Below are 1,995 nucleotides of genomic sequence, written 5' to 3'. Positions count from 1 at the left end.
ATTTTTCTTAACCTTTAAGAAAAATGTTTCTTATCCTCTGGCTATAATGTATTTCTTATTCATAAAGAACTTCCATAATACAAGGTTAGCCAGTATCATCACCACTATACCTATTAGCTGTAACTCTAGGGTTTTAAGCCAAAATATATGCGTCCATCCAAATAAGGCAAGTACGAATAAACTCATAAATAACAACAGTAATCCCCGTCCTACATTTGCAGGATTGAATTCCGAAGAAAATGGAAGCTCCCAAGTACTTACTCTTATCATAAGACTTGTTACAAATATAAACGACAAGTAGGCAATGACTATGTCGGGTAAGATAGCAATTCCATAAACCGCAAAAAGCAGAGCTGACAGAGCCACAAAGATAGGCGTCAAATAGCGAAACAATACTACCTTAACTCCTGCCCTTATACATTTACTTAGATTCTCAATTGGAAGAATCTGATAAAACATTATGCTCTCTTTATTCTCAGTCTGAGTTATTATCCCATAAATGGCTGCGGAAGTAAGCCCTGTGAAATAAAGCAGAACTAACCCCCATCTTCCTTCTCTGAGATTTTCTATAAATCCTGTAAGTCCCTTTTCCCCTGTAATCTGTGGCAGAACCATTATTATAGGCAGAATAAATACATTGGCAAGCTGTGGATAGAGCTTAAGCTTCATATCCCTGTTTCTTGACACCTGTATCAGCACAAGCTTCATAAAGGCATTTTCCTGCTCATCCTTTGAGAGGAGCTTACACATAAGATTTGAAAATGCTGAAAGTGTTTTATTTTCCTTGGCTGTTTCCGTAAGCTTGTCAAGTTCTCCTTCAAACTCCGGCATAGCCTTTTTCCTGTATATTACTTCAAGCAAGATGACAGCAGGCACTGTGATTCCTGCCAGTACATATATATACCATGCTCCACCCGCACCAAATAAACTCTCCAGTATAGCTGAGAACCAAGCTGATGGCAGAAAAAAATAAAATGGCGAAAATGTAAGTTCCCCCTTTGAGAAGCCTGCTATGCTTACGACTCTTGGCACAATCTGATACGAGAGTATTATCGCTATTGTCATAAATATCTGAAAGCCGCTTAATATGTCCTTTAGCTTCTCTCCGGAAAATACCTTGAGAAGGAGGTAGTAAATAACTCCTGCAAGGTGGAGGCAAACGACAACAATCACAATCGATACCAGAGTGAACGCAAAGCCGTATAGGATTCCCTTAGAAATAAAGCCGACAACTATAGATGGCAGCATCATAGAGGCTGCTATAGTTCCTATATAATAAGCTATATGTATGTTTTTTGCAGTACTTATCTCGTTTTTCCCAATCGGCAGTGCTCCGTAAAATGACTTTTCTGTAGTATCTAAGAGTACAGCTGAATATTCACTGATATAGACGGAAAATAACATGAATATAAGCATGGCAAAGCTGATTGTATTAGCTCCAAACATATTTGGCATAACCTGCATAGAAGCGATAAAAATTCCTAAGCCCATATAAACCAGGCAGGTTAAAATCATAGATCTTTTCGGCTCTTTCCCTATCTTCTTCCCATTATTTTGCAGAGCAGGGGAAACCCTTCTGCTATCCATAATTAGCTTTAGCCTAAGCATCTCCCTAATCTGACCATAGTTTAAGTCTTTACTTAAAAATGGCTTTACACATTTATCAACTACCTTAAGCACAAAGGGTTCGCTATTTTTCATCTTCAATAGTCTCACCTCCGGTCAGTGTGTCTACAAACTTAGCTGCAAGGTCGTGTCCCTTTGTAAAGCCTGTAAGGTCATTGAAAATCTCCTCCATACTACTGCCCCTGCTGTTGTTTTTCAGCTCTTCAACCGTAGAATCTGCTATGACTGCCCCGTCCTTAAGAAGGATAACCCTACTGCTCATCTGTTCCACCACTTCCATAATATGAGAGGAATAAAATATGGTCTTCCCCTGTTTGGTAAGTGTCTTAAGCACCTCCTTAAACACAGCCACGCTATTAGTATCCATAC

General features: G+C 39.1%; 1 protein-coding gene and 1 pseudogene. Both read right to left on the bottom strand.

The window, feature by feature from the left end; translation table 11 throughout:
- Positions 1 to 30: 30 nt before the first annotated feature.
- Entirely contained in the window at positions 31 to 1,701 is a 1,671-nt protein-coding gene (locus tag ACO6HM_RS12340; RefSeq protein WP_485391318.1) for a hypothetical protein, read from the bottom strand.
- Positions 1,691 to 1,995: pseudogene (locus tag ACO6HM_RS12335) on the bottom strand (ABC transporter ATP-binding protein); the annotation flags it as partial. The pseudogene ACO6HM_RS12335 and the gene ACO6HM_RS12340, both read right to left, overlap by 11 nt.

This window comes from Catonella sp., assembly GCF_057250765.1.
Note: the sequence above shows the minus strand (reverse complement) of the source record. Positions and strands in the feature narration are given on the sequence as shown.

Bases quoted from the DNA above. Each gene is read 5' to 3' on its own strand.
- ACO6HM_RS12340 (WP_485391318.1), bottom strand. From the start codon at position 1,701: ATGAAAAATAGCGAACCCTTTGTGCTTAAGGTAGTTGATAAATGTGTA.